Raw genomic sequence first — 26996 nt, forward strand, 5'->3', positions numbered from 1 at the left:
CATGCCAAGCCACGCCGCACTGCCAGGGAACGCAATGCCCATCGCGCCATTGGACACTCGCTACCAGATCGAGACCCCGGAAGGCATCGACCTGCCCTTGCGCCCCGCCGGGCTGATGCCTCGAGCCCTGGCCTTCGGCTTCGACCTGGGCCTGCGCGGCCTGATCCTCGGCATCCTGTTCATTGCCCTGGCGTTTCTCGGCAACCTGGGCGTCGGCCTGGGCTCGATCCTGCTGTTTCTCGTCAGTTGGTGGTACATGGTGCTCTTCGAAGTGCTCAACCAAGGCTGTTCACCGGGCAAGCAGGTCATGGGGCTGCGCGTGGTACAGGATGACGGCACGCCCATTGGCTGGTCTGCCTCCTTGATCCGCAACCTGTTGCGTTTTGTCGATATGTTGCCGTTCGGCTACTTCCTCGGTGCCATCAGTTGCCTGCAACATCCCCACTTCAAGCGCCTGGGTGATATCGCAGCCGGGACCCTGGTTGTTTATCGCGAACAGCCCCTGTCTCGTCCCCAGTTGCCCCAGGCCCCGGCATTGCGCCTGCCCTTTGCCCTGGAGTTGAACGAGCAGCGCGCGATCCTGGGTTTTGCCGAGCGCCAGGGTGAACTGTCCGCCGAGCGGACCCATGAGCTGGCAGCGATTCTGGCCACGCCCTTGCAGGTTTCCCCGGCACGTGCCGTGGAGCAGCTCAATGGCGTGGCTCGCGGCCTGTTGGGGCCAACATGAAACAGAGCCTGTTCGAAACCCGTCACCAGCCGCACTGGCAGGCCTTTGCCGCGCAACTGGCACTGCTTGAACAAGGCAAGGCCAAAGCCCACGATCTGACGCGCTTCCCCCACGATTACCGACGCCTGTGCCAACACCTGGCACTGGCACAGGAGCGCGGCTACAGCAGCTACCTGGTAGACCCGCTGCAACAACTGGCCTTGCGCGGCCATCAACAGCTGTATCGTCATCGCAGCCAGCTCGGCGCCAAGACCCTGGGCTTCCTGCTGGCGGATTTCCCCCGTACGGTTCGCGAACAATGGCGCTTCGTGCTGGTAGCCAGCCTGCTGTTCTTTGGCAGCCTGGCCGGCATTGGCCTGCTGGTCTATCTGTTCCCCGACTTGATCTACACCATCGTCAGTACCGAGCAAGTGACCGAGATGCAAGGCATGTACGACCCCGACGCCAGTCGCCTGGGACGCGCGGCCGAGCGGGCATCGAGTGAGGACTGGATGATGTTCGGCTACTACGTCATGAACAACATCGGTATTGCATTCCAGACCTTCGCCGGCGGCTTGCTGTTCGGCCTGGGCAGCGTGTTTTTCCTGTTTTTCAATGGCCTGATGATCGGGGCCGTTGCCGGGCACCTGACACAAATCGGCTACGGGCAAACCTTCTGGTCCTTTGTCATCGGCCATGGCGCCTTCGAACTGACAGCCATTGCCCTGGCCGGCGCGGCAGGCCTGCAATTGGGCTGGGCGTTGATCGCTCCGGGAGCGTTGCCCCGGGGTGAGTCGCTGCGGCTGGCAGCCCGCAAGAGCGTGCAAATGATCTGCGGTGTGATGGTGTTCCTGCTTATCGCAGCCTTTATAGAAGCCTATTGGTCCTCCACCACCGCCGTACAGCCTTGGGGCAAGTACCTGGTGGGCGCTGCACTCTGGGCGCTGGTGATCGCCTATCTGTTGTTCGCCGGCAGGAGTCGTCATGCGCCTGAGTGACGCCAGTGTGGTGATTCGTCCTCGCTCCTCGTGGGAAGCCATGGACCTGGGGGTGTTGCTGGCCCGCGAGCACCGCGTGCTATTGATGAGCAGTTGGGCCCTGGTGAGCCTGCCGATCTTTATCCTGATCAGCGTTTTGCTGTGGGACTACCCGTCTGTAGCCGTGCTGGTGTTCTGGTGGTTGAAACCGGCCTTTGAGCGCTTGCCGCTGTACATCCTGTCCAAGGCGCTGTTTGGCCAGACGCCCACGCTCAAACAGGCACTGCGCCAATGGCCGCACCTGCTCAAGGGGCAACTGCTGGCCAGCCTGACCTGGAGGCGCTTTAGCCTCAGTCGCAGCTTTACCATGCCCGTGGTGCAACTCGAAGGCCTCGCAGGCCTGGCCCGCCAACAACGGTTGGGGATCCTGCAACAGCGCAACGCTGGCGCGGCGCGCTGGCTGACGCTGATCGGCATTCACCTGGAAACGGCGCTATGGGTGGGCTTGATGGCGCTGTTCTACCTGTTCCTGCCACAACAGGTAGAACTGGACTGGGACTGGCAACAGTTGGCGCTGGCCAGCAGCCAGGATTGGCTATGGCTGGAGCACCTGAGCAATGCTTTCTACGCCCTGATCCTGGTGTTCTGGGAGCCCATCTACGTGGCGTGTGGATTCAGCCTCTACCTCAACCGGCGTACGGTGCTCGAAGCCTGGGACCTGGAATTGGTGTTCCGCCGACTGCGCCAGCGCCTGGAAGCAGCAGTGGCCGTCCTGCTGCTGGCGGTCGGCCTGCTCGTGATCGCGCCAACACCCCAGGCCATGGCCAATCCACCGGTCGACTCGAAACCATTGAGCACGCCGCAAGCCAGCCAATCGATCAAGCACCTGCTGGAACAACCCCCGTTCAAGAATCCGGAAACCGTTACCCGCTACCGTTTCGGCGAGGACCAGGGCGCCAACAAAACCAAGCCCGGCACCGATGCCAAGTTGCCTGCCTGGCTTGAATCCTTTCTGAACAACCTCAACAGCGACACATTCAAGTCCCTGGCCCTGGTGATGGAGGTACTGCTCTGGGGCCTGCTGATCGCCGGGATTACCCTGCTCGCCTGGCGTTATCGCGACTGGCTGCAGGCCTTTGTCAGCCGTCGCCGCGCCCCGCGGCCCAAGGCGGAGCAGCCCGTGCCGTCCCAGCTGTTCGGCCTGGACATGGGCGTGGCAACCCTGCCCACAGACATTGCCGGTGCCGCCGAACAACTGTGGGCCACCAAGCCCCGCGAGGCCCTTGGCCTGCTGTATCGCGGCCTGCTCAGCCGGCTGCTGCATGACTTCAACCTGCCACTGAAAAACGCCGACACCGAAGGCCAGGTCCTGGAACGTGTGCGCCACTTGCAGCAGCCGCAATTGCTGGCATTCAGCGACGACCTGACCCGGCACTGGCAAAACCTCGCCTACGGCCATCGCGTGCCGCCTGCCCTGGCCCAGCAACAGCTCTGCGCAGATTGGCGCAGCTTGTTCGACAGCGAGGCCGCGCAATGAACCGGCCGCTGATCTGGTTCGGGCTGATCCTGGCTTGCCTGCTGACAGCCGGGGGCTTCTACGCCTGGCACAAGGCGATTCCCTACAACGAAGTGGTCGACCGCGGGCCGTCACCCGAAGCCCAGGCCAACCCCTACCTGGCTGCAGAGCACTTCCTGCGCCAGCAAGGCCTGGCCGTCGAACACGCCCTCAGCCTGGAGCGCCTGGCCACCCTGCCCGCCAAGGGCACCAGCCTGCTGTTGCTCAGCGAGCGCAGCAACATGACCCCGCACCAGGTTGACCAACTGCTGGAATGGACCCAAGCCGGCGGCCATCTGCTGTTGGTGGCCGAAGCCATATGGGATGAAGAAACCCAGGACAGCGGCGACCTGCTGCTTGATCGCCTGCAGTTGCGCCAGGCCTTCAGCGATGACTTCGATCAGCCGCCCAGCGCCCGCAAGGGCAAGAAACCTGACCTGACACGCCTGTATGTCGATAACGAAACCGCACCGGCGTTTTTCAGTTTCGACACGGACTACACCCTGATCGACCCCAGGCACCTGGCCCAGTTTTCGGCCAACAGCGCCAAGTCCAGTCACCTGATGCAACTCAACCTCGGGCATGGCCGCGTGACCGTGATCACCGACAGCGAGCTGTGGAAGACCCCGGCCATCGGCTTGCACGACAACGCCTGGCTGCTCTGGTACCTGACCCAGGGCAGCGATGTAACCCTGCTGTCCAACACCGACGTCGAAAACCTGTTCAGCCTGTTGCTGCGGTATTTCCCCCAGGCCCTGGTGGCACTTGCCGCCCTGATTCTGCTGGGGTTGTGGCGTGCCGGCATACGCCTGGGGCCGATCCGGGCGCCCGCCCCGAAAGCCCGCCGCCAATTACAGGAACACCTGAATGCCAGTGCCGATTTCCTGCTGCGCCGCAGCGGGCAAAACAGCCTGTTGCAAGCCTTGCAGCGTGACATCCTGCGCACCGCGCGTCGCCGCCACCCCGGATTCGAGCAACTGGATACCGACGGCCAACGGCAGGTACTTGAACGCCTGACCCGCCAACCGTCTTCAATTATCAGCCAGGCCCTCGGCCCTCTCCCGGCAAAGCGGCTCTCCAGCGCCGACTTCAGCCGCCAGGTGGCTTGCCTGCAAACCCTCAGGAATGCCCTATGAGCGACTCTCCAGTGGATGTATCCACCCCCCTAGACACCGGGCGAGCCACCCAACTGGCCCAGGCTTTGCGCACCGAGCTGCGCAAAGCGGTGATTGGCCAGGATGCGGTGATCGATGACGTACTGACTGCGCTGATCGCCGGCGGCCATGTGCTGCTCGAAGGGGTTCCGGGCCTGGGCAAGACCTTGCTGGTACGCGCCCTGGCCCGCTGCTTTGACGGCGACTTCGCGCGCATCCAGTTCACCCCGGACCTGATGCCCAGTGATGTTACAGGCCACGCCGTGTACGACTTGCACACCGAGCAGTTCAAGCTGCGCAAGGGCCCCTTGTTCACCCACCTGCTGCTGGCGGACGAGATCAACCGGGCCCCGGCGAAAACCCAGGCCGCCTTGCTCGAAGCCATGCAGGAACGCCAGGTCACTCTGGAGGGTGAGGCCCTGCCCATCGGCCAACCCTTTATGGTGCTGGCCACCCAGAACCCCATCGAACAGGAAGGCACTTACCCGCTACCGGAGGCTGAACTCGACCGTTTCATGCTCAAGGTACGCATGGACTACCCTGACGCCCAGCAAGAGTTGGAGATGGTGCGTGAAGTAACCCGCTCCGCCCGCGCCGACATGCTCGACGTACAGCCACTGCGCACCGTGCTCCAGGCCGAAGATGTGCTGATGCTGCAGCAGGTCGCCAGTGAGTTGGCCCTGGATGAACAGGTGCTTGACTACGCCGTGCGCCTGGCACGCACCACCCGCACTTGGCCCGGCCTGGCCCTTGGCGCCGGTCCCCGCGCCTCCATAGCCCTGGTGCGAGGTGCCCGCGCCCGTGCGTTGCTGCGTGGTGGCGAGTTCGTGATCCCGGACGACATAAAGAGCTGCGCGCTGGCGGTGTTGCGCCATCGGGTACGCATCGCCCCGGAGCTGGATATCGAAGGGCTGGAAGTCGATCAGGTGCTTGCCCAGTTGCTCGACCAAGTGCCGGCGCCGCGACAGTGACTTGCCCATGAGACCCACTCGCCTGTTGCTGGCCTGGCTCGCGGTGCTGCTGGGTCTGGGCATCGCCCTCGGAACAGCCATGGCCCTGCAACTCAAGGTGCCAGCCGCCCTGCACTCCGTGGCATGGGGCCTGCTCCTGGCGCTGCTTTTGCTCGCATTGCTTGATGCTGTCCGCCTCAAACGCCGCCCCTCGCCACGCCTGCGGCGGCAGATGCCGGGCAGCCTGGCGCTGGGGCGCTGGAGCGAAGTGCGGATTACCCTGGAGCATGACTATGCACATCCCCTGGCCCTGGAGGTGTTTGATCATGTGCCGGATGGGTTGAGCGTGGAAAACCTGCCGCAGTCCATCCCACTGCGCCCCAGCGAACGCAGCGAGCTGGGCTATCGCCTGCGCCCCTTGAGCCGTGGGCACTTCAGCTTTGAGCGTTGTGAGGTGCACCTCCCCAGCCCTCTAGGGTTATGGACCGCAAAACGCCTACTGCCACTGCAGGATGACACGCGGGTCTATCCGGATTTTGCCCGCCTGTACGGTGCGCAATTGTTGGCGGTAGACAACTGGCTCAGCCAACTGGGTGTACGTCAGCGCCAGCGGCGCGGCCTGGGCCTGGAGTTTCACCAACTGCGGGAATTTCGCGAGGGTGACAGCCTGCGCCAGATTGACTGGAAAGCCACGGCACGGCAACGCACGCCGATCGCCCGGGAATACCAGGATGAGCGCGACCAGCAGATTGTCTTCATGCTCGATTGCGGCCGGCGTATGCGCAGCCAGGACGGCGAACTGTCGCATTTCGACCACGCCCTCAACGCCTGTCTGCTGCTCAGCTACGTGGCCTTGCGCCAGGGCGATGCGGTGGGCCTGTGTACCTTCGCCTGTGACCAGCCGCGCTATCTGGCACCGGTCAAGGGCAGTGGCCAACTGAACCAGTTGCTCAACGCGGTATACGACCTGGACAGCACCCGGCGCGCGGCCGATTACCAGGCCGCAGCCAATCAGTTACTGGCTCGTCAGAAACGTCGAGCGCTGGTGATCGTCGTGACCAACCTGCGTGATGAGGACGACGAGGATCTGCTGACTGCGGTCAAGCGCATCAGCCGCCAGCATCGGGTATTGGTGGCAAGCCTGCGCGAAGAAGTACTGGATCATCTGCGCCAGGCCCCTGTGCAAACCCTGCCGGAAGCGCTGGCCTACTGCGCCAGCGTCGACTATCTCAACGCCCGGGAAGAACTCCATGACCGTCTGAAGGCACAGGGCTTCGCCGTACTGGATGCTCACCCGTCGGATTTGGGTGCGGATCTGGTAACGCGTTATCTGGGCTGGAAAAAAGGCGGCGTGCTATGAAGGTGCACCTTTTACAGGTATCCGTTCAACGATCAGCACGGGGCCGACAACGTTCGTCGCGCTAGGCCGAGGCCTGCTGGGGAACAAAACTGAAGTACTGCGACAGTGCCAGGATCAATTGCCCGTACTCGGCAGGTGCCTGTAACAGCATGAAACCCGAATCATAATGCTGAGGGTTGATGTCTTCACGGCTCCACAGGCACCTGGCAGTGAAGTCAATTGCATGCACATCTCCCTCAAGCCCGGGGATCTTCAAGCACAGCTCGAAATCCACGTTGATCATCATCGGTAGCTGACTGACCAACATCAGGCCTTCACTGGAAATGTTCCCCAGATAACCGATGGGTTTGTCCGTGAAGCGGTTGAACACCTGCAAGCAACAAGGCAACTGGTGCCGCTCAATCCGTCGATTGGTAAACATGATGCCGTCCAATGGCCATGATTTGGCCGTTCAGTGGTTCGGACCGGAGCGTTATCAACAACACCCCACGCTCCATGGTTCTCGGTGGGACAGCAACCTCTGCCCTGGCACTACCGCCGCCGAATCCGAGAATTGCATCTGTTTGAATTGAAAGTTGTACAAACAGACATCCAAAGGATAGCCCAACTCCGGCAAGAGACCAGCTATGAAATGATAGACGCCATCACAATGCAGCTGGCCTTGCTCGTGCGGGGCTTGCACCTGGGTAATGCCCCAGTTGTTGCAGCGTATCCAGGCGTGCACGGGCGCGGAATGCGTATTCGCTCGCCGGGTACTGGCTGATGATGAACTGATACGTCTGCACCGCGTCCACAAACAACTTCTGCCGTTCCAGGCACTGCCCACGCAGCATCGAGACCTCCGGCTGCACGTAGCGCCGTGAGCGGCTCTCGCGGTCGACCTGGGACAATTCCAGGGTGACCCGTTCGCAGTCGCCTACGTTGTAGGCACGGTAGGCATTGTTCAAATGATGGTCCATCGACCAACGGGTGCAGCCGACAACACTGACGGCCAGGGCAGCAATGATCAAAACTCGCATGGGGTGTTCTCCTGTCTTGAGCAGTGTATCGACCCTTGGGCGAAAATCTTCAGGGTTGTTCGTCCCGCTCCTTAGAGTGAAAACAAGCGAATCGATAATAAGTAGTGCAAACGAACAATGACTACAGCCAAAGAGCATAGTAGCCTTCCCCAGCGCTAGAACTCAGGAGTCCGTGCATGTCCGTCCGTCGTACCAAAATCGTCGCCACCCTTGGCCCGGCCAGTAACTCGCCGGAAGTCCTCGAACAGCTGATTCTGGCTGGCCTGGACGTTGCCCGTCTGAACTTCTCCCACGGCACCCCGGACGAGCACAAGGCTCGCGCCAAGCTGGTACGTGACCTCGCCGCCAAGCATGGCCGCTTCGTCGCGCTGCTGGGTGACCTGCAAGGTCCGAAGATCCGGATCGCCAAATTCGCCAACAAGCGCATCGAGCTGAAGATCGGTGACAAGTTCACCTTCTCCACCAGCCATCCGCTGACCGAAGGCAACCAGCAGGTTGTGGGTATCGACTACCCGGACCTGGTGAAAGACTGCGGCGTCGGCGACGAACTGCTGTTGGACGATGGCCGAGTGGTCATGCGCGTCGACACCGCCACCGTCACCGAGCTGAACTGCACCGTGATCATCGGCGGCCCGCTGTCCGACCACAAAGGCATCAACCGTCGTGGTGGCGGCCTGACTGCACCGGCCCTGACCGAGAAAGACAAGGCTGACATCAAGCTCGCCGCCGAAATGGAAGTGGACTACCTCGCCGTGTCCTTCCCACGCGACGCTGCCGACATGGAATACGCCCGCCAACTGCGCGACGAGGCCGGCGGTACTGCCTGGCTGGTCGCGAAGATCGAGCGCGCTGAAGCCGTGGCCGACGACGAAACCCTCGACGGCCTGATCAAGGCGTCCGACGCAGTGATGGTTGCCCGTGGCGACCTCGGCGTAGAAATCGGTGACGCGGAACTGATCGGCATCCAGAAGAAAATCATCCTGCACGCACGCCGCCACAATAAAGCGGTGATCGTTGCGACCCAGATGATGGAGTCGATGATCCAGAACCCGATGCCAACCCGTGCCGAAGTGTCCGACGTGGCCAACGCCGTGCTCGACTACACCGACGCCGTAATGCTCTCGGCGGAAAGTGCCGCCGGCCCGTACCCGCTGGAAGCGGTCCAGGCCATGGCGCGGATCTGCGTCGGCGCTGAAAAGCACCCGACCAGCAAGACCTCCAGCCACCGCATCGGCAAGGTGTTCGGAAGCTGCGACCAGAGCATTGCCCTGGCCGCCATGTACACCGCCAACCACTTCCCGGGTGTGAAGGCGATCATCGCCCTGACCGAAAGTGGCTACACCCCGTTGATCATGTCGCGCATCCGCTCCTCGATCCCGATCTACGCGTTCTCCCCGCACCGCGAAACCCAGGCCCGCGCGGCCATGTTCCGTGGCGTGTACACCGTACCGTTCGACCCGGCGTCGTTGCCGCCTGAGCAAGTCAGCCAGGCTGCCATCGACGAACTGCTCAAGCGTGGCGTCGTGGAGAAAGGCGATTGGGTGATCCTGACCAAGGGTGACAGCTACCACACCATCGGCGGCACCAACGGCATGAAGATCCTGCACGTTGGCGACCCAATGGTCTGAGTGACCTGCTGAAAGCAAAGGCCCTGTCATGTGAGTGACAGGGCCTTTTGCATTTCTAATCAGGGTGAGGGGGTGGTTGCACTGGCGCTTTCGCGGGCAAGCCCACACACACTTCAAATGCATCCCCATGTGGGAGCGGGCTTGCCCGCGAAAGCGTCAGTCCAGCCACTTCGATTTCAGCGCCGGGCAATAAACCCCGACAACGCCGCAATCGCCTCCGGCGACCTCAACCGCTGGGTAAATAGCGCGCCTTCCTCCTCAATCACCTGGCGCAACTGCTCGCGATCAACGCTCTTCATCAACTGCTTGCTGATTTGCACTGCACCCGGCGCCAGAGTCTCGAAGCGTTCGGCCACCTCCCGCGCCTTGGCCAAGGCTGCCTCACCACTGTCCAGCGCTTGCGTGGCGATGCCCCACTGTGCAGCCTGCTCGCCGCTGAACCCTTCGCCCAGCAGCAACAATTCGGCAGCCTTTGCATGCCCAAGCAAGCGCGGCAGGATCAGGCTGGAGCCGAACTCCGGGCACAGTCCCAGGTTGACAAACGGCATGCGCAACCGGGCATCACGGCTGACATACACCAGGTCGCAATGCAGCAACAGCGTGGTACCAATGCCCACTGCAGCGCCCGCCACACCGGCAATCACCGGTTTGCGGCAATTGAGCAGGCTCTTCATAAAGAGGAACGGTGGGCTGTCCAGGTCCGTGGGCGGTTGCTGCAGGAAGTCGCCGATATCATTGCCGGCGGTAAAACACTCGCTACTGCCCTGGATCAGCACCGCATTGACCGTGTTGTCGGCATCGGCCTGCTCCAACGCCGCGGCCAACTGGTGGTACATCGCGCGGGTCAGGGCGTTTTTCTTGTCGGGGCGGTTGAACTGCAGAATCAGCAGCCCACGGTCACGTTGCAGCACAATGGCATCGGTCATGGCGAGTCTCGCAGATAGGCGCTCAACCACGGGGCAGGAACACATCGGCCAGCAGTTGATTACGCGGCAAGCCCGCCAGGAACAGGCGCTTGGAAAAGGCCTCGACACTGCCGGGATGCCCGCAGAGTAAGGCCAGGGTTTGCCGGGAAACAAGCCGCAGTTGCGCCAAAGCACCGGCCAACTGCGCCGCTGTCCACAACTCGACGATGAGGTTTTCATGGCTGGCGGCCAGCTGGGCCAGGGGCTCGGCCAGATAATGCGCGTGCGTATCATGGGCCAGGTGAATCACGCGGATGACGCCCTGGTGATCCTGGCGCAAGGCCTCACGCAACACGCCCCACAACGGGCCCAGGCCAGTGCCGGATGCCAGCAGCCACAGCGGCCGGGATTGCCAGTCCGGGTCATAGTGCAACGCCCCACCGCGCAATTCGCCCAGGCGCAGTTGATCACCGGCCTGTAACTGCCGGGCAAGATCGCTGAACTCGCCGGGCAGGCGGCAATCGAGATGGAACTCCAGGAACGGATCTTCCCCGGGCAAGCTGGCCAGGGAATAAGGCCGCGCCACCGTACCCGCCCACAGCACCAAGTGCTGCCCGGCCCGGTAACGCAGGCCTCGCTCCGGTTGCAGGCGCAGGCGCAGCACCGTCGGGTGCAGCCAGTCCGCGCTCAGTACTGTTGCCGCCGTGCCGTCGCGCAATGGGTCAAAGGCCTCAACCTGCACATCACCTGTAACCTGGCACTGGCAGGCCAGGCGCCAGCCATCCTGGCGCTGGGCCGGGCTCAGGGCGTCGGGTTGCTTGTCCTCGACCTCACCCCGGCAACGCACCAGGCAGGCATGGCAACTCCCCGCCCGGCAGCTGTAGGGCACCGCCACACCGGCCTGGTTCAAGGCATCCAGCAGATTGCTGCCGGTGGAGACCGACCAGTGGCGTGCGCCGACGTGCAGTTCAGGCATAAAACTCTTCAACTGTAGGAGCGAGCTTGCTCGCGAATGTCGCTAACGATAACGCGGGCTGCCTGACGAAACCCACCAGATTCACGTTTTTCGCGAGCAAGCTCGCTCCTACAGCTAAATCGAGCCGGCCATTCATGACCATCGTCGGGTGTATCGGCCACCGCGCCGGGTTATACTGCCGCGCCTTTTTAGCGTCGCGCCAGCACTACCCGGCGTGCCTTGGAAAAGGTGGCTCCAGCGACCGATACACCCATCTGAAGCCACCTTTATTGAATGTTCCCTTATAGAGGAGCGCGACTCATGACCGTGATCAAGCAAGACGACCTGATTCAGAGCGTTGCCGACGCCCTGCAATTCATTTCCTACTACCACCCCGTTGACTTCATCCAGGCAATGCACGAGGCCTACCTGCGCGAAGAATCGCCGGCCGCCCGTGACTCCATGGCCCAGATCCTGATCAACTCGCGCATGTGTGCCACCGGCCACCGTCCGATCTGCCAGGACACCGGGATCGTTACCGTGTTCGTACGCGTCGGCATGGATGTACGTTGGGATGGCGCCACCATGGGCCTGGACGACATGATCAACGAAGGCGTGCGTCGCGCCTACAACCTGCCGGAAAACGTCCTGCGGGCCTCGATCCTCGCCGACCCGGCAGGTAGCAGGAAGAACACCAAGGACAACACCCCAGCGGTAATCCACTACTCCATCGTTCCGGGTAACACCGTGGAAGTGGACGTGGCCGCCAAGGGTGGTGGTTCCGAGAACAAGTCGAAAATGGCCATGCTCAACCCGTCCGACTCTATCGTCGACTGGGTGCTCAAGACCGTGCCGACCATGGGTGCCGGCTGGTGCCCACCGGGCATGCTCGGCATTGGTATCGGCGGCACCGCCGAGAAAGCCGCGGTGATGGCCAAGGAAGTGTTGATGGAATCCATCGACATCCACGAGCTGAAAAAGCGCGGCCCCTCCAACCGTATCGAAGAGATGCGCCTGGAGCTGTTCGAGAAGGTCAACCAACTGGGGATCGGCGCCCAGGGCCTGGGTGGCCTGACCACCGTGCTCGACGTGAAGATCATGGATTACCCGACCCACGCCGCCTCGTTGCCGGTGTGCATGATCCCCAACTGCGCCGCCACCCGTCACGCACACTTCGTGCTCGACGGTTCCGGCCCGGCCTCGCTGGAAGCGCCACCGCTGGACGCCTACCCGGAAATCGTCTGGGAAGCCGGCCCGTCGGCCCGCCGCGTCAACCTCGACACCCTGACCCCGGAAGACGTGCAGAGCTGGAAACCGGGCGAAACCGTGCTGCTCAACGGCAAGATGCTCACCGGGCGCGACGCGGCGCACAAGCGCATGGTCGAGATGCTGAACAAGGGTGAAACCTTGCCGGTAGACCTCAAGGGTCGCTTCATCTACTACGTCGGCCCGGTCGATCCGGTGCGCGAAGAAGTGGTTGGCCCGGCTGGCCCGACCACCGCCACGCGGATGGACAAGTTCACCCGCCAGATCCTCGAGCAGACTGGCCTGTTGGGCATGATCGGCAAATCCGAGCGCGGCCCGACCGCCATCGAAGCGATCAAGGACCACAAGGCCGTGTACCTGATGGCCGTGGGTGGCGCGGCTTACCTGGTGGCGCAAGCCATCAAGAAATCGCGTGTGGTGGCGTTCGCCGAACTGGGCATGGAAGCGATCTACGAGTTCGACGTCAAAGACATGCCGGTAACGGTTGCTGTCGACAGCAACGGTGAGTCGGTCCACATCACTGGCCCTGCCATCTGGCAGAAAAAGATCAGTGAGAGCCTGGCGGTAGAAGTGCAGTAAGCACCTCCCTGCAAGGTTAAAAGGCGACTGTGGCTCCGTGCTGCAGTCGCCTTTTTTGTGGTCACAGTGAACGCAGTTATGTGGGAGCGGGCTTGCTCGCGAAAGCGCTGAATCAGGCGCTGGATGTGTTGAATGACACACTGCTTTCGCGAGCAAGCCCGCTCCCACACAAGCCCAGCTGTTACACCAGCCCGCTCATCACAAGATCCAAGCGGCGCATGTTATGGTGCTCGCCCCTTACTGCAGCTGCTCATTCTCGTATGATCGCGATCCCTCGCCCATTGCGTCTGACCTTCTATTCCCTGCTGATTATTGCCGGCGCCGTTCTGGCGGCCAGCGTTGCCATCCGCCAGGCCGAACGCCAGTCCCTGGTGGACGATGCCGGGCGTGCGAACCAGCAGTTGGCGCTGTATGCCAACTCCTTGCACACCCTGATCGAACGCTACCGCGCCCTGCCCGCCGTGCTGGCCCTGGACTCGGAAATGATCCGGGCCCTCAAAGGCCCGCTGGATCCGGCGACCCAGGAGGTGCTCAACCACAAACTGGAACGCATCAACGGTGCTGCGCAGTCTTCGACCCTGGAATTGATGGACCGCAGCGGCCTGGCCGTGGCGGCCAGTAACTGGCGCCTGCCCAGCAGCTATGTCGGCCACAACTACGCGTTTCGCCCCTACTTCAGCCAGACCCGCAGCCAGGGCAACGGGCGCTTTTATGCGGTGGGAGTAACCACCGGCATTCCGGGGTACTTCCTCTCCAGCGCGGTAGTGGATGAGCAGGAACAATTCCTCGGCGCCATGGTGGTCAAGCTGGAATTTCCGGAGCTGGAGCGCGAATGGGCCCAGGGCGACGACCTGCTGCTGGTCAGCGATGCCCGGGGCATCGTGTTTATCGCCAATAAACCCGGATGGCGTTACCGCAACCTGCGCCCGCTGTCGGCCAACGATCTGGCCGAACTCCAAGCCACGCGCCAGTACGACAAGAAGCAACTGCAGCCCCTGGAGACCCAGACCTTGCAGCGCTTCGACGAAAACAGTCACCTGGTCCGCGTGGCCGGCCCTGAAGGCAACGCCAACTACATCTGGGAATCCCTGCCGCTCAAAGCCGAAGGCTGGACCCTGCACCTGCTGCGCAAACCCCAGGTGGCCTTTGAAGATCAGCGTAACGCCGGCCTCGCCGCGGCCGGCCTGTGGTTGGCGCTGGTGTTCCTGCTGTTGTTCCTGACCCAGCGTTGGCGCCTGGCCCGCTTGCGCCAGCGCAGCCGCGAAGAACTGGAGCGCCTGGTGCAAGAGCGTACCCAGGCCCTGCGCACCGCCCAGGATGGCCTGGTGCAATCGGCCAAGCTGGCGGCGCTGGGGCAGATGTCTGCGGCCCTGGCCCATGAAATCAACCAGCCGCTGACCACCCAGCGCATGCAACTGGCGACCTTGCGCCTGCTGCTTGATCACGGGCGCATCGACGACGCGTACCAGGCGCTGACGCCATTGGACGACATGCTCACCCGCATGGCCGCCCTGACCGGCCATCTGAAAACCTTCGCCCGCAAAAGCCCCAGCGGCCTGCGCGAACGCCTGGACCTGGCGACCGTGGTCGACCAGTCCCTGCACTTGCTCGACGCGCGCCTGCGCGACGAAGCCATCGGCACTGTGCTTGACCTGACCCGCCCGGCCTGGGTACGCGGCGACGCCATTCGTCTGGAACAGGTGCTGATCAACCTGCTGCGCAATGCCCTGGACGCCATGGCCAACAAACCGCGCAAGCGCCTGGAAATCCGCCTGCACGCCGATCAACAACTGTGGCACCTGAGCGTCAGCGACAGCGGCGGCGGCATTGCCGAGGAGCACCTGAACAACGTGTTCGACCCGTTCTTCACCACCAAGCCGGTGGGTGACGGGCTCGGTCTCGGGTTGGCGGTGTCCTACGCTATCGTGCATGAACTGGGGGGGCGCCTGAGTGTTGCCAATCAGGGCGACGGCGCCGTATTCACCCTGACCCTGCCCATCGCACTGGAGGCGCCAGACCTATGCTGAACGCGGTGATCGTGGTTGATGACGAAGCCAGCATCCGCACGGCCGTGGAACAGTGGCTGAACCTCTCCGGGTTCGAGGTGCAGCTGTTCAGCCGCGCCGAGGACTGCCTGGCGCAACTGCCCAGGGATTTCCCCGGGGTGATTCTCAGCGACGTGCGCATGCCAGGCCTCAGCGGCCTGGAGCTGCTGGCCGAGGTGCAACGACGCGATGCCGACTTGCCGGTGATCCTGCTGACGGGCCACGGTGACGTGCCAATGGCCGTCGAAGCGATGCGCGATGGCGCCTACGACTTTCTCGAAAAACCCTTCAGCCCCGACGCCCTGCTCGCCAGCCTGCGCCGGGCCCTGGACAAGCGCGGGCTGATCCTGGAAAACCGCCGCCTGCACCAACAGGCCGATCATCGGGCCAAGCTGGAGTCGAGCCTGCTGGGGGTGTCCCGCAGCCTGCAGACACTGCGCCGCCAGGTCCTGGATTTGGCAGCCTTGCCGGTCAACGTGCTGATCCGTGGCGAGACCGGCAGCGGCAAGGAACTGGTCGCCCGCTGCCTGCACGACTTCGGGCCCCGGGCGAAGAAGCCGTTTGTCGCGCTCAACTGTGCGGCAATTCCCGAGCAACTGTTTGAAGCCGAACTGTTCGGCCATGAAAGCGGCGCCTTCACTGGCGCCCAGGGCAAGCGTATCGGCAAGCTGGAGTACGCCGACGGCGGCACGTTGTTTCTCGACGAGATCGAAAGCATGCCCCTGGCCCAGCAGGTGAAACTGCTGCGGGTGCTGCAAGAGCAGAAGCTCGAGCGCCTGGGCTCCAACCAGAGCATCAAGGTCGACCTGCGCATCATTGCCGCGACCAAGCCCGACTTGCTGGACGAAGCCCGCGCCGGGCGGTTCCGTGAGGACCTGGCCTACCGCCTGACCGTCGCACAATTGCGCCTGCCGCCGCTGCGCGAACGCCGCGAAGATATTCCGCTGCTGTTCGAACACTTTGCCCAGAGCGCCGCCGAGCGCCTGGGCCGCGCGGCCGCCCCCCTCAGCGGGCCGCAGCTGGGGCGACTGCTCAGCCATGACTGGCCGGGCAACGTGCGCGAGTTGGCCAACGCTGCCGAACGCCAGGTACTGGGCCTCGGTGAGCCGGAGCCGGAGGGTATCGAGGCCGGGCAGTCCCTGGCAGCGCAGCAGGAAGCGTTCGAGGCGCACTGCTTGAAAGCCGCGCTGACCCGGCACAAGGGCGATATCAAGGCGGTACTGGCCGAGCTGCAACTGCCACGGCGTACGTTCAATGAAAAGATGCAGCGCCATGGGCTGACCCGGGAAATGTTTCTGTCGATGGACTGAGGGGGCTGCTGGAGGCCTCATCGCTGCATAGGTATCTACACAACTTTCAGAAACTGACGAACTCTCCTGTGGCGAGCGGGCTTGCCCCGCGCTGGGCTGCGAAGCAGCCCCAAAACCAGCCGCTGCGGTGTATCTGGTACAACGCATTCTGCTTATTGGGGCTGCTTCGCAGCCCAGCGCGGGGCAAGCCCGCTCGCCACAACTGCGCTATCTGCCTGGATTTAGGCGTTGCAGCAAAGTTGTGTAGATACCGATGCAGCGATAAGCACAGCCGCCATAAGCGGATTTCCGCTCATCACCCAGAAATCATCAGCGACTTTCCGCTCAAAAAATCCCCCCAACCCTTCTAAACCGGGCTTTCACCCGCTTGGCACAGCTCCTGCTATAGCTTGCGCCAGGCTGCGCTGACGCGCGCTCCACAAAAACAATGACATGAAGGATCCTTCAATGGATAACTCCAACTCCCTGCCTCTGGGGTCGGCCGCCGTGCCGGCAAAAGAACGCACTACCTCCAGCCGGATCAAGTCGATCTTCAGCGGATCGGTCGGCAACATGGTCGAGTGGTACGACTGGTACGTCTACGCCGCCTTCTCGCTGTACTTCGCAAAAACCTTCTTCCCGAAAGGCGACACCACTGCCCAACTGCTCAATACCGCCGCGATCTTCGCCGTAGGCTTCCTGATGCGCCCGATCGGCGGCTGGTTGATGGGGCTGTACGCTGACAAAGTCGGGCGTAAAAAGGCCCTGATGGCCTCTGTCTACCTGATGTGCTTCGGCTCATTGCTGATTGCCCTGAGCCCGGGCTATGAAATCATCGGTATCGGCGCGCCGATCCTGCTGGTATTTGCCCGTTTGCTGCAGGGCCTGTCGGTGGGCGGCGAATACGGCACCTCCGCCACTTACCTCAGCGAGATGGCGACCAAGGAACGTCGCGGTTTCTACTCCAGCTTCCAATACGTGACCCTGATCTCTGGCCAGCTCATCGCATTGGCGGTGCTGATCGTGCTGCAACAGCTCCTCACCACCGAAGAACTGTATGCCTGGGGCTGGCGTATCCCGTTCGCCATTGGTGCCCTGTGCGCGGTGGTGGCCCTGTACCTGCGACGCGGCATGGAAGAAACCGAATCGTTCACCAAGAAGGAAAAAGCCAAGGAAAGCGCCATGCGCACCTTGATGCGCCACCCCAAGGAACTGATGACCGTGGTCGGCCTGACCATGGGCGGCACCCTGGCCTTCTACACCTACACCACCTATATGCAGAAGTACCTGGTGAACACCGTCGGCATGAGCATCTCCGACTCCACCACCATTTCTGCGGCCACGCTGTTCCTGTTCATGTGCTTGCAACCGATTGTCGGCGGCCTGTCGGACAAGGTCGGTCGCCGACCGATCCTGATTGCCTTCGGCATCCTCGGGACGCTGTTCACCGTGCCGATCCTCACCACCCTGCACACCGTCCAGACCTGGTGGGGTGCGTTCTTCCTGATCATGGCGGCGCTGATCATCGTCAGCGGCTACACCTCGATCAACGCGGTGGTGAAGGCCGAGCTGTTCCCTACCGAAATCCGTGCACTGGGTGTAGGCCTGCCTTACGCACTGACCGTGTCGATCTTCGGCGGCACCGCCGAATACATCGCGCTGTGGTTCAAGAGCATCGGCATGGAAACCGGCTACTACTGGTACGTGACCGCGTGTATTGCCGTGTCGTTGCTGGTCTACATCACCATGAAAGACACCCGCAAGCATTCGCGGATTACCACGGACTGACCGTTCGCCAGGTGTAGAAAAGGGGCCATGTCATGCAATGACATGGCCCCTTTTTTCATCCTGTGTCAGGACAGCTCAGCCAGCGGCTGGCGGTTGTCCCGGCGCTGTACATACCAGGCACCGGCGATCATCAACAACAGCACCGCCGCCAGCACCGCCGACGAGCCAACCGTGCCAAAGTCCAGGCCGCCCTTCTCATGGGGTTTGGTCAGGAAGTCCCCGAGGGTCGCGCCAAAGGGGCGGGTCAAGACAAACGCTACCCAGAACAACACCACCGACGAAACCGTCGTGCAGTACTTGAGCGCCACCACCAGCAGGATACTCGCGCCGATCAACATGGCACCGCCGGCAAAGCCCAGCCCCGAGTCGTCGGCGAGGAAATCCCCTAGCGCCGTACCCAGGGTGTTGGAGAGCAGGATTGCCACCCAGTAGAACAACTCGCCGCGCGGGGTCTGCACCTTATTCACGTTCAGCGAATTGCCGCTCAAGTGCCAGAGCGCGAAGACCATCAGCAACAGGACAATCAGAATCATCGAGCCGCAGGCGTACCCCAGGCCCAAGGTGCGGTCCATAAAATCGGACATAGTGGTGCCCGCCGTACTCGTCGACAAAATCACGATCCAGTACAGCACCGGATTGTAGGTTTTCGACCATAACTGCGTCAGCAATGTGATCAGGAACACACTGAGCAGGATCATCGAACTGATGGCATAGCCGACGTTCAAGGTCATCGACAACAAGTCCCCGGCGGTTTCGCCGAGGGTGGTCGCACAGATCTTCATGACCCAGAACGCCAGGGTAATCTGAGGAAGTTTGTTCATTGTGCAGAAGGCTCCAGAGTTCAGTCTCGAAAGGCCGACTCAGGGGGGGGGGGGTATCGACCTGGCGTGCAGACTGGCCGTGCAGCGGTGAAAAATAGGTGGGCGATAAATGAAAATTCCATACGGTCGGTAGAAATCCTGCCCTTGGGCCTGCACTATTGCGCTTTTCCCGCCGCAGGAACCCCGTCCATGCCCGACGATATCCATTTCTACGAACCCGCCAACGGCCACGGCCTGCCCCATGACCCGTTCAACGCCATCGTCGGCCCGCGGCCAATTGGCTGGATTTCCTCCCAGGACAACGAAGGCCGCCTGAACCTGGCGCCCTACAGTTTTTTCAACGCGTTCAACTACATTCCGCCGATCATTGGTTTTTCCAGCGTCGGGCGCAAAGACAGCCTGAACAACATCGAGCAGACCGGCGAATTTGTCTGGAACCTGGCCACGCGCCCACTGGCCGAGCAGATGAACCAGAGCTGCGCCGCCGTGTCACCCGAGGTCAACGAGTTTGAACTGGCCGGGCTGACGCCGGTGGCGTCCAAGGTGATTGCCGTGCCCCGAGTGGGCGAAAGCCCGGTGTCGTTCGAGTGCAAGGTGACGCAGATCATTCAGCTGCAGCGGGCTGACAAGGAACTGGTGCCCAGTTGGCTGGTGCTTGGCGAAGTGGTCGCGGTGCATATTGCCAAATGGCTGCTCAAGGATGGGGTATACGACACGGCGGCTGCCGAGCCGATTCTGCGAGGTGGTGGGCCGGCGGATTACTTCCAACTGGGCCCGGAAGCGCTGTTCAAGATGTACCGCCCGGGTGCCGGCAAACCCTGATTGGATGGAATGCAATTAAAAATGTGGGAGCGGGCTTGTGTGGGAGCGGGCTTGCCCGCGATAGCGGTGTATCAGTCGACTCATGTATCGACTGACACTCAGTCATCGCGGGCAAGCCCGCTCCCACACAGAACCCCACAGCTGGGTCGGTGGCGCTCTTTAGTTTGCTGCGATCGCCCAGGCCAACTGACCCTCTTCATCGATATCGATCAAGCGCTCCAATTGCTGGGCCGCTGCATCGTCAGCGTCATCAGCAGTCTTGAACAATTGGCCATCGAGGATCTTGTGAAAGCGCGGGGCGCTCATGCCATCCAGTGCCTTGACGGCGATGGCGGCGCTATAGCCCCCCTGGTCTTCACGCACTAGGGCGGAAACAGCTTCGTGGTGGGCAAACTCTTTACGTGCCATGTTGCAGGTCCTGGCCAATGGAAAGTCGGCCATTCTAAACCCTAACCGGCCAATTGCAGGTACTCGCCGTAGGCATTGGCGGCGGATGCGTCGGTGAAGGTCTGGAAGTCCATGCTGCGCACGACCATGTCGTTCAACAGCTCGGTAAACAGCATCAAGGCCGGCGAGTTGAAGTAGGCACTCATCGCCTGTTCACTGCTCCAGAAACCTGAGACCAACCATACATCGGGGTCAACCTGAGAGTGCTGCAACGAGAATTGCAGGCAACCCTGAGCCTGGCGGCCCGGTTCGATCAAACTGCTCAAGCGCGCACCCAGTTCGGTGCTGCACCCGCTGCGGGCGCGGATAAAGGCCATATGGCTCGCGGGAATGGGGGTGGACATGTTCGACTCTCCCGTTGAGAAGTGATGCTCGGCAAGCACTGTGAGGGCGTGCTGCCACAGGGTCAAAGATACGGGCGCCTGCCCCTGGCCGGTTAGTCGATTCCTGCCGGCTTATTGCACAATCCTGCCAGAAGCCTGGAAAGACGGTTTGGCGCCCGGCTTTATTCCACGCATCGGCGCCTTGTTTCAGGGAGATGACAGGCCACGGGCTTGCCTGATTCAAGACGCGCCGCAGGATCAGGCAAGGATTGTGCAGAATCGACCTAACACGACTGCAACAGGCACCGCTAAGCTGTGCCCATCAAAGAAGCATGCAGAGGACGCCCCATGTCGTCGCCCGAACAGCAGTCCATTCCCCTCGATGCCGAGATGGAAAAACAGCGCGCCGAACTGGCCGGTATCGTGCACAGGCATACCTGGGAGGACGGTTCCTACGGCACGGCGATCACTTCGTTGTACCTGAACCGCCACAACACGCCGCGCGATTTCATGCCGGTGCTGGTGGAACCCGCCCTGTGCATCCTCGCCAACGGCAGCAAGGAGGTGCGCCTGGCCGACGAAATCTTTGCCTACGATCCGCTCAACTACCTGGTGTTCTCGGTCGCAATGCCGGTGGCCGGGCGGGTCATCGACGCCACGCCCGAAGACCCCAACCTGTCGGTGCGGATCAATATCGACCCGGCGCAACTGACCGCCTTGATTGCCGAAGCCGGCCCGATGGGCGTGCCTACACGCCCGACATCGCGCGGGATGTATGTCGACCGGATCGACACCCAGTTGCTTGATGCCGTACTGCGCCTGGCACGCCTGCTGGATACGCCCAAAGACATCGCGATGTTGGCGCCGTTGATCAATCGCGAAATTCTCTACCGTCTGCTGCGTGGGCCACAGGGCTATCGCCTGTACGAAATTGCCGTGGCCAATAGCCAAAGCCATCGGGTCAGCCGTGCGATCACCTGGTTGAACGGTAACTACGAACAACCGCTGCGCATCGACGACCTGGCCAAGGAAGTGAATCTGAGCGTGTCGACCCTGCACCATCGCTTCAAGGCCATCACCGCCATGAGCCCGCTGCAGTATCAGAAACAGCTACGCCTGCAGGAAGCACGACGGCTGATGATCGCCGAAGGCCTGGAGGCCTCGGCGGCGGGGTATCGGGTGGGGTATGAAAGCCCGTCGCAGTTCAGCCGGGAATACAGCCGGTTGTTTGGCGCGCCGCCGTTGCGCGACTTGGCCAGGCTACGCCAGAGCATCTGACCCAGCGCTCCTACAGGGTGACGCGGTGTTGTTTAGTCCAGGGTCCGGGGCAGTTGCAAGGTCACCCGTAGGCCACCTTCGCGCAAATTCTGCAGGCTGACTTCGCCGCCATGGCTGTGGGCGATATTGCGTGCAATTCCCAACCCCAAGCCATAGCCCTGCTGCTGACCGGCCAGGCGAAAGTGCGGTTCGAAGACCTGTTCCAAACGCTGTTCCGGCACACCCGGCCCCTCGTCATCCACATGCAGGATGAACTGCGCACCATCGTCCTCGATACGCAGGTGAGCGTTCTGCCCGTACTTCAAAGCATTGTCGATCAGGTTGCCAATGCAGCGCTTGAGCGCCAGCGGCTTGCCCGGGTAGGCCGTCAGCGCCCGACCGTGCTGCGTCACCCGCCCATTGCCATGGGGCGCCAGGTACGGCTCCACCAGACAGTCGAGCACATGATTGAGGTCCACCGGCTCGATGTTCTCGTGGATATCGGTGTCCTTGACGCACTGCAACGCGCCCTTGACCAGCAGTTCCAGCTCATCCAGGTCACGGCCGAACTTGGCTTGCAGCTTTTCATCTTCCAGCAGCTCCACGCGCAGCCGCAGGCGTGTGATCGGCGTGCGCAGGTCGTGGGAAATTGCGCTGAACAACTGGCTGCGTTCGGTCAGGTAGCGGCTGATCCGCTCGCGCATGGCATTGAACGCACGCCCCACTTCCACCACTTCGCTACCACCACCTTCGGCCACCGGTTCCACGTCGGCGCCCAGGGACAGGTCCCGCGCCGCCCGCGCCAGGCGCTTGAGCGGCCGGCTCTGCCAATGCACCAGCAAACCGATAAACAGCAGCAGGAAACCACTGGTCAGCACGATAAACCACACCTGTTGGGAGGGCAGGCCCTGTTCTTCGAGGCTGGTGTAGGGTTCGGGCAGCAACGAGGCGATATACAGCCACTCGCCGGCGCCCAACTCGATCTGCGTCACCAGCACCGGCGGGTTGACCGGTTCCAGGGTCAGTGCGTAATGCGCCCAGGAACGTGGCAACTCATCAAGCTTGAGCCCGGCATTGAAAATGCGCAGGTCTTCGGCACTGACAAACTCCACCGAAAAATGCACGTCACTGCCCAGGGTCTGGCGCAGTACTTCATCCACGGCACCGAGCACCGCCTGTTTGCGCGGGGTTTGCGGCAGGATCTGCATATCCAGGGGCTTGTCGTTGAGCGTTACGACAAAGCGCGTACCGCCCATGCTGCGCAACTGGTCAAGCACCAGCGGCCGATAAGCCACCGGCAGTGAGCGGAAATAGCTGACGCTGGCAGTCATCGAGTGGGCCAGGCTGCGGGCGCTGGTGACCAGGCCTTCGAGCTGGGTAGCGCGCAATTGCGACACCCAGATCACACTGGATAAAGCCTGGGCAAACAGCACTGCCAACAGGGTCAGCAGCAGCATGCGCCCCAGCAATGAGCGCGGCACCGGAATACGCCGGCGCTCAGTGGGCATTGCTGGCAACCACACTGGCCGCCAGTTGGTAACCGCTGCCACGTACGGTGCGGATCAGCCGTGGAGGTTTCTCGGTATCGCGTAGGCGTTGTCGCAGGCGGCTGACCGCCATATCCACAATTCGATCGAGGGGCATCAGGTCACGGCCACGGGTGGCGTTGCCAATGGTGTCGCGATCAAGGATTTGCTGCGGATGATCAAGGAACAGCTTGAGCAGGGCAAAGTCGGCACCGGACAGGATGACTTCCTCACCATCGAGGTGAAACAGCCGATGGCTGATCATATCCAGCCGCCACTCATCGAACACCAGCACATCGCCGCCGGTACGTTCCTGGCCAAACTGGCAGCGGCGCAGCAGGGCCTTGATGCGGGCCTGCAACTCTCGCGGGCTGAAAGGTTTGCCGATGTAATCGTCGGCGCCCAGTTCCAGGCCGATGACCCGGTCGGCTTCGTCGGAACTGGCGGTGAGCATGATGATCGGCACCTGGGCCTGGCGCGGGTGCTGGCGTACCCAGCGGCAGAGGCTGAAGCCGTCTTCGTCGGGCAGCATCACGTCGAGGATCACCAAGTCGCACGGAGCCTCGTCCATGGCCTGGCGAAACCCCGCGCCATTGGGCACGCCCCGCACCTGGAAGCCGGCGCGGCTGAGGTAGGTTTGCAGCAACTCGCGGATTTCCTCGTCGTCATCGACGAGGAGAATGGATTTACTGATTACGCTCACGGGGGCCTCCTTGTTGTTATGGGCCAAGCCTTGAAGCATGGGTTGTTCTCAGGGGCCTCATCGCGGGCAAGCCCGCTCCCACCTTTGGAATGCATTCTCCTGTGGGAGCGGGCTTGCCCGCGATGAGGCCATCACTGCCTACGCAAATGCCTGTTCGAGCGCCACACCCGCGCCGGTCAACCCCGAATACGGCGCCGTCACCAACCACACCGGGATCCCCTTGAAGTAGTCACTCATGCAGCCTTTGTCAGCAAAGCTCTTGGCAAAGCCACTGTTGATAAAAAACTCGGCAAACCGCGGGATCACCCCACCCACGATATACACACCGCCCCGGGCACCCGTGGTCAGCACGTTATTGCCGGCGACGCGGCCCAGCCAGATGCTGAACTGGTCGAGGACCTCCAGCGCAACCGGATCGCCAGCCAGCCCCGCCGCTGTAATCGCCTCTGGGGTTTCCAATACCGCCGGATGACCATCCACCGCACAGATCGCCCGGTACAAACGTGGCAATCCGCCGCCGCTCAGGGCCGTTTCGGCGCTGACATGCCCGATCTCGTTGTAGATGTGCTGCCACAACTGGGTTTCCCGGGGGCTGCTCAAGGGCAGGTCGACATGCCCGCCCTCCCCCGGCAACGCTGCCCAACGGCCGGCGCCCAGGTCGAGCAAGGTGCCCACGCCCAAGCCCGTTCCAGGGCCAATCACCACCGCCGGGCGCCATGGTTCCGGGGTGCCGGCGCACACCACGCGGTATTCGTCGGGTTGCAGGCGGGTCATGCCCAGGGCCATGGCCGAGAAGTCATTGACCAGCAGTAGCTCGTCCACTTGCAGGGCCTTGCAGAACGCGGTCTTGCTCAGGCGCCAGTGGTTGTTGGTGAACTTGAACTCATCACCGCTTACAGGCCCGGCGACCGACAGGCACACCGCGCCTATGGAGCCCGGCTCCAAGCCTTCCTCGGCGAGGTAGACCTTGATCGCTTCCTCGGGGCTGGCGTGATCCGCCGTGGCCAACACTCGGATCGAATGCAGTGCCTGGTCCCGCCACAACGCGAACCGGGCGTTGGTACCGCCAATATCACCTACCAGCGCAAGCTTCACTTAAGTGTCTCCAGGGCAGAGGTAAAGGCGCTGGCGCCCTGCTCTGCGGAGCTTGCGGCCAGACGCATAAATGCAAACAGCTCGCGACCGGCCCCCACGTTATTGCCCAACAGGCCCGTGGCAGGCGCGCGCGCTGCAAATTCTTCGGCGTCCACCTTAAGCTCCAGGGTGCCTTTGACGCCATCGACGCGAATGATATCGCCATCCCTGACCCGCGCCAGCGCCCCACCGCGCTGCGCTTCGGGGCTGACGTGAATCGCGGCGGGAATCTTACCCGAGGCGCCGGACATGCGCCCGTCTGTCACCAGTGCCACCTTGAAGCCACGGTCCTGGAGCACGCCGAGGAACGGCGTCATCTTGTGCAATTCCGGCATGCCATTGGAGCGCGGGCCCTGGAAGCGCATCACGGCGACGAAATCCTTCTCCAACTGGCCGGCCTTGAACGCATCGGCCAGGTCCTGCTGGTCCTGGAACACCACGGCCGGCGCTTCGACGATTTGATGTTCGAGGGCCACCGCCGAGACTTTCATTACCCCACGGCCGAGGTTGCCTTGCATCACACGCAAGCCGCCCTCCGGGGAGAAGGCACGGGCGACGGGGCGCAGGATGGTTTCGTCGAGGCTTTCGATCGGGCCTTCGCGCCAGATCAGTTCGCCGTCCACCAGGAAGGGTTCGCGGGTGTAGCGGCTCAGGCCATGGCCGGCGACGGTGTTGACGTCTTCGTGGAGCAGCCCGGCTTCCAGCAGCTCGCGGATCAGGAACGACATGCCGCCCGCCGCCTGGAAGTGGTTGATGTCAGCCTTGCCGTTCGGATAGACGTGGGACAGGGTCGGCACCACTTCCGAGAGGTCGGCCATGTCCTGCCAGGTGAGGATGATCCCCGCCGCCATGGCGATGGCTGGCATATGCAGGGTGTGGTTGGTCGAGCCGCCGGTGGCGTTGAGGGCGACGATGGAGTTGACCAGGGATTTTTCGTCGACGATCTCGCCAATCGGCGTGAAGTTGCCATTGGCCTTGGTCAAGCGCGTGACCTGGTGCGCGGCTTCACGGGTCAGCGCATCACGCAGCGGCGTGTACGGGTTGACGAACGAGGCGCCCGGCAGGTGCAGGCCCATGACTTCCATCAGCAACTGGTTGGTGTTGGCGGTGCCGTAGAAGGTGCAGGTGCCGGGGCTGTGGTAGGACTTCATCTCCGACTCCAGCAGCTCTTCACGGCTGGCCTTGCCTTCGGCGTAGCGCTGGCGCACGTCGGCCTTCTGCTTGTTGGAGATCCCCGACGGCATCGGCCCGCCGGGCACAAAGATCATCGGCAGGTGGCCATAACGCAGGGCGCCCATCATCAGGCCCGGGACGATCTTGTCGCAGATCCCCAGCATCAGCGCGGCGTCGAACATGTTGTGGGACAGCGCTACCGCCGTGGACATGGCAATCACTTCGCGGCTCAGCAGGCTCAGCTCCATCCCAGGCTCGCCCTGGGTCACGCCGTCGCACATGGCCGGGGTGCCACCGGCGAACTGGCCGACCGAGCCAACCTCGCGCAGGGCTTTCTTGATCTGTTCCGGGAAGTGTTCGTAGGGCTGGTGCGCCGAGAGCATGTCGTTATATGACGAAACAATTGCCACGTTGGCAGCGTTCATCATTCGCAGGCTGTTTTTGTCTTCGGTGCCGCATCCGGCCACGCCGTGGGCAAAGTTGGCGCATTGCAGCTTGCCGCGCATCGGCCCGTCGCTGGCCGCGCCGCGAATCAGCGCAAGGTACGCCTCACGGGTTGCCCGGCTGCGGGCGATAAGGCGTTCGGTGACCTCAAGTACGCGGGGATGCATGTG

At 62.4% G+C, this 26996-nt stretch carries 24 protein-coding genes; 13 read left to right on the plus strand and 11 right to left on the minus strand.

The genetic code is table 11. The features are described from left to right. The first annotated feature begins 34 nt into the window (after positions 1-34). Genes GDV60_RS20990 through GDV60_RS21015 form a run of 6 tightly spaced genes read left to right on the plus strand, consistent with a single transcriptional unit; the run spans position 35 to position 6702 of the window. On the plus strand, positions 35-727 hold the full coding sequence (locus GDV60_RS20990; protein WP_159909291.1) for an RDD family protein: 693 nt from the start codon (positions 35-37) through the stop codon (positions 725-727). Continuing rightward, a complete protein-coding gene (locus GDV60_RS20995; protein ID WP_159908632.1) occupies positions 724-1704 on the plus strand; it encodes a stage II sporulation protein M in 981 nt (326 codons plus the stop codon). The genes GDV60_RS20990 and GDV60_RS20995 overlap by 4 nt, the downstream gene beginning before the upstream one ends. Further along, entirely contained in the window at positions 1691-3220 is a 1530-nt protein-coding gene (locus GDV60_RS21000) for a DUF4129 domain-containing protein (protein WP_159908634.1), read from the plus strand. Before GDV60_RS20995 ends, GDV60_RS21000 begins: the two co-directional genes overlap by 14 nt. Then, positions 3217-4374 carry a DUF4350 domain-containing protein gene (locus tag GDV60_RS21005; protein WP_159908636.1) on the plus strand — a complete coding sequence of 386 codons (1158 nt, stop codon included), beginning with the start codon at positions 3217-3219 and terminating at the stop codon, positions 4372-4374. Before GDV60_RS21000 ends, GDV60_RS21005 begins: the two co-directional genes overlap by 4 nt. Then, positions 4371-5363: a MoxR family ATPase gene (locus GDV60_RS21010; RefSeq protein ID WP_159908638.1), complete on the plus strand. Its 993-nt coding sequence runs from the start codon at positions 4371-4373 to the stop codon at positions 5361-5363. The genes GDV60_RS21005 and GDV60_RS21010 overlap by 4 nt, the downstream gene beginning before the upstream one ends. A gap of 7 nt (positions 5364-5370) precedes the next feature. After that, positions 5371-6702 (plus strand): DUF58 domain-containing protein, encoded by a 1332-nt coding sequence (locus GDV60_RS21015; protein ID WP_159908640.1) that lies wholly within the window; start codon positions 5371-5373, stop codon positions 6700-6702. Positions 6703-6763: 61 nt separating this feature from the next. Here the strand turns inward: GDV60_RS21015 and GDV60_RS21020 are convergent, their stop codons facing one another. Then, the gene (locus tag GDV60_RS21020; RefSeq protein ID WP_029295457.1) at positions 6764-7123 is read right to left on the minus strand and encodes a PilZ domain-containing protein; all 360 of its coding nucleotides are present in this window, start codon (positions 7121-7123) and stop codon (positions 6764-6766) included. 223 nt (positions 7124-7346) lie between these two features. Then, on the minus strand, positions 7347-7721 hold the full coding sequence (locus GDV60_RS21025; protein WP_032862465.1) for a hypothetical protein: 375 nt from the start codon (positions 7719-7721) through the stop codon (positions 7347-7349). Positions 7722-7897: 176 nt separating this feature from the next. On the opposite strand from GDV60_RS21025, the gene pyk reads away from it, so the two are divergent. Next, positions 7898-9349, plus strand: a complete 1452-nt coding sequence (pyk, locus tag GDV60_RS21030; protein WP_159908642.1) for a pyruvate kinase — start codon at positions 7898-7900, stop codon at positions 9347-9349. Positions 9350-9525: 176 nt separating this feature from the next. Here the strand turns inward: pyk and GDV60_RS21035 are convergent, their stop codons facing one another. Both GDV60_RS21035 and GDV60_RS21040 read right to left on the minus strand, forming a co-directional pair. Continuing rightward, positions 9526-10275 carry an enoyl-CoA hydratase gene (locus tag GDV60_RS21035; protein ID WP_029295453.1) on the minus strand — a complete coding sequence of 250 codons (750 nt, stop codon included), beginning with the start codon at positions 10273-10275 and terminating at the stop codon, positions 9526-9528. A gap of 22 nt (positions 10276-10297) precedes the next feature. Further along, the gene (locus GDV60_RS21040; RefSeq protein WP_029295450.1) at positions 10298-11230 is read right to left on the minus strand and encodes an iron-sulfur-binding ferredoxin reductase; all 933 of its coding nucleotides are present in this window, start codon (positions 11228-11230) and stop codon (positions 10298-10300) included. 300 nt (positions 11231-11530) lie between these two features. Here GDV60_RS21040 and GDV60_RS21045 point away from each other — a divergent pair, with 300 nt between their 5' ends. The 4 genes from GDV60_RS21045 (at position 11531) to GDV60_RS21060 (ending at position 18176) form a co-directional block, all read left to right on the plus strand. Further along, entirely contained in the window at positions 11531-13054 is a 1524-nt protein-coding gene (locus tag GDV60_RS21045) for a fumarate hydratase (protein ID WP_070994445.1), read from the plus strand. Positions 13055-13314: 260 nt separating this feature from the next. Next, positions 13315-15081 carry an ATP-binding protein gene (locus GDV60_RS21050; protein WP_159908644.1) on the plus strand — a complete coding sequence of 589 codons (1767 nt, stop codon included), beginning with the start codon at positions 13315-13317 and terminating at the stop codon, positions 15079-15081. Beyond that, the gene (locus tag GDV60_RS21055) at positions 15075-16409 is read left to right on the plus strand and encodes a sigma-54 dependent transcriptional regulator (protein ID WP_092237869.1); all 1335 of its coding nucleotides are present in this window, start codon (positions 15075-15077) and stop codon (positions 16407-16409) included. The genes GDV60_RS21050 and GDV60_RS21055 overlap by 7 nt, the downstream gene beginning before the upstream one ends. A 447-nt stretch (positions 16410-16856) precedes the next feature. Then, positions 16857-18176 carry an MFS transporter gene (locus GDV60_RS21060; protein ID WP_029295432.1) on the plus strand — a complete coding sequence of 440 codons (1320 nt, stop codon included), beginning with the start codon at positions 16857-16859 and terminating at the stop codon, positions 18174-18176. Between the two features lie 65 nt (positions 18177-18241). Here GDV60_RS21060 and GDV60_RS21065 read toward each other — a convergent pair whose 3' ends face one another. Next, positions 18242-18997 carry a hypothetical protein gene (locus GDV60_RS21065; RefSeq protein WP_104910801.1) on the minus strand — a complete coding sequence of 252 codons (756 nt, stop codon included), beginning with the start codon at positions 18995-18997 and terminating at the stop codon, positions 18242-18244. A gap of 189 nt (positions 18998-19186) precedes the next feature. Between GDV60_RS21065 and GDV60_RS21070 the strand changes: the two genes are divergently transcribed. Further along, positions 19187-19819: a flavin reductase family protein gene (locus GDV60_RS21070; protein ID WP_029295430.1), complete on the plus strand. Its 633-nt coding sequence runs from the start codon at positions 19187-19189 to the stop codon at positions 19817-19819. 159 nt (positions 19820-19978) lie between these two features. On the opposite strand, the gene GDV60_RS21075 is transcribed toward GDV60_RS21070, so the two are convergent. Both GDV60_RS21075 and GDV60_RS21080 read right to left on the minus strand, forming a co-directional pair. Next, positions 19979-20260 (minus strand): hypothetical protein, encoded by a 282-nt coding sequence (locus GDV60_RS21075; protein WP_104910802.1) that lies wholly within the window; start codon positions 20258-20260, stop codon positions 19979-19981. A gap of 8 nt (positions 20261-20268) precedes the next feature. Next, positions 20269-20610, minus strand: a complete 342-nt coding sequence (locus tag GDV60_RS21080) for an antibiotic biosynthesis monooxygenase family protein (protein WP_029295426.1) — start codon at positions 20608-20610, stop codon at positions 20269-20271. Between the two features lie 327 nt (positions 20611-20937). Between GDV60_RS21080 and GDV60_RS21085 the strand changes: the two genes are divergently transcribed. Next, on the plus strand, positions 20938-21867 hold the full coding sequence (locus GDV60_RS21085) for an AraC family transcriptional regulator (protein WP_029295424.1): 930 nt from the start codon (positions 20938-20940) through the stop codon (positions 21865-21867). A gap of 32 nt (positions 21868-21899) precedes the next feature. Here GDV60_RS21085 and GDV60_RS21090 read toward each other — a convergent pair whose 3' ends face one another. The 4 genes from GDV60_RS21090 to edd all read right to left on the minus strand — a co-directional run bounded on the left by GDV60_RS21090 (position 21900) and on the right by edd (position 26993). After that, positions 21900-23327 carry an ATP-binding protein gene (locus GDV60_RS21090; protein ID WP_166647890.1) on the minus strand — a complete coding sequence of 476 codons (1428 nt, stop codon included), beginning with the start codon at positions 23325-23327 and terminating at the stop codon, positions 21900-21902. Positions 23328-23343: 16 nt separating this feature from the next. Next, on the minus strand, positions 23344-24075 hold the full coding sequence (locus tag GDV60_RS21095; RefSeq protein WP_029295420.1) for a response regulator: 732 nt from the start codon (positions 24073-24075) through the stop codon (positions 23344-23346). Positions 24076-24213: 138 nt separating this feature from the next. After that, a complete protein-coding gene (locus GDV60_RS21100; RefSeq protein WP_029295418.1) occupies positions 24214-25170 on the minus strand; it encodes a glucokinase in 957 nt (318 codons plus the stop codon). Beyond that, on the minus strand, positions 25167-26993 hold the full coding sequence (edd, locus tag GDV60_RS21105) for a phosphogluconate dehydratase (protein WP_029295417.1): 1827 nt from the start codon (positions 26991-26993) through the stop codon (positions 25167-25169). Before edd ends, GDV60_RS21100 begins: the two co-directional genes overlap by 4 nt. Between the last annotated feature and the right edge of the window lie 3 nt (positions 26994-26996).

The organism is Pseudomonas sp. DTU12.1 (genome assembly GCF_009873475.1).
GTDB lineage: Bacteria > Pseudomonadota > Gammaproteobacteria > Pseudomonadales > Pseudomonadaceae > Aquipseudomonas > Aquipseudomonas proteolytica.